At 46.7% G+C, this 3,226-nt stretch carries 2 protein-coding genes; both read left to right on the forward strand.

Annotated features, from left to right (window positions below; genetic code table 11):
- Positions 1-1,052 (forward strand): discoidin domain-containing protein (locus tag B1748_RS36080; protein ID WP_218781690.1); only part of this gene is annotated, 1,052 nt, incomplete at its 5' end.
- A 22-nt stretch (positions 1,053-1,074) separates the two neighbouring features.
- On the forward strand, positions 1,075-3,226 hold a 2,152-nt coding region (locus B1748_RS36085), incomplete at its 3' end, for a discoidin domain-containing protein (protein ID WP_179216015.1).

Here is a 3,226-nt window from a genome sequence, read left to right on the forward strand (position 1 = left end):
ATGTGATAATAAATATTCGGTTTGCAGAGCTTATGACAACAAAAATCAGAGTAATCTGCTACGTAGGAGATACTGCTGGCATAACTCGTATTGACAGCATTGAAGTCTACAACGATGCTTCAGCATACGGGAAATTATATGCCGAGCCCCCTCCTGGATGGGTGCTTGTTTCGCAAGGAGCGCCAGTCACGCCCTACAATGGAATGATCGTTCATGACGGCGTGCAAAGCAACCTAACCGATGGAAACCTGGGTACGCTCTCGGGAGCGTCGACAGAGTTTATTGACCTGTATTTGGATTTGGGGCAGAAAAAATCGCTGGGTTATGTGACCATCCATTACGCCCGTCATTGGAACAAAACAAATAAGGTATATGTATCCGACGATGCCGTGAACTGGACGGAAGTGGTCTCCGGAGATGGTGGAATAGGCAAGTATGAGTATTTGCAGAATACGACGACAACCTCAATCACAGATCTCAATGTATTCGGAGCGTTGCTTCCAGCCAATACAACGGGCCGTTATGTCAGAATCAGTTCGGATCAGGTTTATGTGAACATCAATGAAATTCAAGTGTATTCTACGAATGCTCCGTATGTGGTACCGCCGTCGGGGATGCACTTGATCTCACAGGGAGCGCCGGTCACACCCTACAATGGAATGATCATTCATGACGGCGTGCAAAGCAACCTAACCGATGGAAACCTGGGTACGCTCTCAGGAGCGTCGACAGAATTTATTGACTTGTATTTGGATTTGGGGCAGAAAAAGTCGTTGGACTATGTGACCATCCATTACGCCCGGCATTGGAACAAAACAAATAAGGTATATGTATCCGACGATGCTACGAATTGGACGGAAGTGGTCTCCGGAGATGGCGGAATAGGCAAGTATGAGTATTTGTTGAATACGACGACAACCAACATCCTGGATCACAATGTATTCGGAGCAATGCTCCCGGCGAATACAAAGGGTCGTTATGTCAGAATCAGTTCGGATCAGGTTTATGTGAACATCAATGAAATTCAGGTCTATTCGAAGGATGCTGGATAACTCAAAGGAGAGTGAAATTCTAATGTTAAGTAACTTGCGAATGAATACAAGTACAAGTAAACAACGCATTTACATCTGCTTCCTTGCTGTCGCATTGTTTCTGTCAACTATACCCATGGGCAAAGCATCAGCGAATATAGCTAAATCGTACACAGAGGTACCTTCAGATTCGTCTCTTGTTTCACAAGGAGCCACGGTCACGCCTTACAATGGAATGGTCATTAACGATGGCGTACAAAGCAACTTAACGGATGGAGATTTGGGTACGATGTCAGGAGGAGGTCCGGGATTTATAGATTTGTATTTAGATCTCGGTCAGAAAAAAGAGTTGAATTATGTGAAGATCGACTTTAACCGGCATTGGAACAAAACAAACACGGTCTATGTATCGGACGACGCCGTGACTTGGACGGAAGTGGTCTCCGGAGATGGCAGCATAGGCAAGTACGAATATTTGCAGAACACGACAACTGCCGTCATCACGGATCACAATGTATTCGGAGCGATGCTTCCGGCACATACAGAAGGCCGCTATGTTAGAATCAGTGCGGACCAGGATTATGTGAATATCAATGAAATCCAGGTGTATTCGCCGGGTGTTCCAGCAGTCGTAAATAAGGTGTATGCTGAACTGCCTCCGGGGATGCATTTGATCTCGCATGGAGCGCCGGTCACGCCTTACAATGGGATGGTTGTTCATGATGGCGTGCAGAGCAATCTAACGGATAGCGATCTGGACACGATATCAGGAGCCACGGAATTTATAGATCTGTACTTGGATCTTGGCCAGAAAAAAACATTAAACTATGTAGCGATCCATTTTGCCCGGCATTGGAACCATACAAACAGGGTTTATGTATCGGACGATGCCGCGACTTGGACGGAAGTCGTCACCGGAGACGGCAGCTTAGGCAAATATGAGTATCTGCAAAATACGACGACAACCTCAATCACAGATCGCAATGTATTCGGAGCGTTGCTTCCAGCGGATACAGAGGGACGTTATGTAAGAATCAGAACGGAACAGGTTTACGTAAATATCAATGAAATCCAGGTGTATTCGATTGACGCTCCAGCGGCTGTTAGTAAGGAATACGTGGATGTACCAAGCGGGCTAACCTTAGTTTCACAAGGCAATCCTGTATTCGCATATGGCGATATGGTGTTTAACCCTGGTTCGGGTGAAAAAGAAAACTTAACGGATGGCAATTCAGGCACAATGGCGGGCGGCGGGTATCCCAATGGATCGGTTGACTTCTATATTGACTTGGGCCGGAGCTATCCATTAAATTACGTCAAGGCGAGTTTTAGCAGATTTTGGGATGGGATCAACATCGTTTATATTTCAGACAATGCCCAAGATTGGACCCCTGTTGTAGGTGGCGATGGCGGGATGAACAAGTATGAATATATCAAAAATACTACTTCTGCAAACGCTGCTGGATTCAATGAATTTGGAGCACTTTTTCCGGAGGGATCAGAGGGGAGATACGTCCGATTTGTTACGAAGGCTTGGGCAGACCTTTTTGAATTTCAAATCTATTCTTCATACATGATTGAAGTAGAGCAGTTTAATATAACTGGCGGGGTCTCAATGGAGGTTCTCCCTGGCTTCTCGGTACAGATGAAAGCCGAGGCGCAACCAAGCAATGCGACGAATCAGGCGGTAACGTGGAGTGTCAGTCCGAAACCGGGATCTTCGGGAATGGCAGAAATCGATTCTGCTACAGGTTTCCTGACAGCGATTACAGCAGGAACCGTTACCGTTAAGGCCGAGGCATTGGACGGCTCGGGGGTTGTAGCAACAACAGACATCGTTATACGTGAATCGATTGAGCAGTGGCGTAGCATGGAGTTGTCCTTGATGAGTTCGAAGACGTATGATGACCCCTTCGCTGATGTGGATGTCGTGGCAACTTTTACGGGACCAGGCGGCATTCAAATCACTCGCCCCGCATTTTGGGACGGGGGGCGCATATGGAAGGTTAGATTTGCTCCTACTGTTACGGGAACATGGAGTATGACGGTAGAAGCTAATCCATCTGCTGATGACACTGGACTCAACAGGAGCGAGGCCCTAACTTTTAATGCCACGCCTTATTCCGGTGCATTAGAGTTGTATAAGCGAGGTTTTCTGCAAGTCGGAGACAATGATCGCCACTTTAATTACAACG

It is taken from the genome of Paenibacillus sp. MY03, assembly GCF_002165585.1.
Lineage (GTDB): Bacteria > Bacillota > Bacilli > Paenibacillales > Paenibacillaceae > Pristimantibacillus > Pristimantibacillus agaridevorans.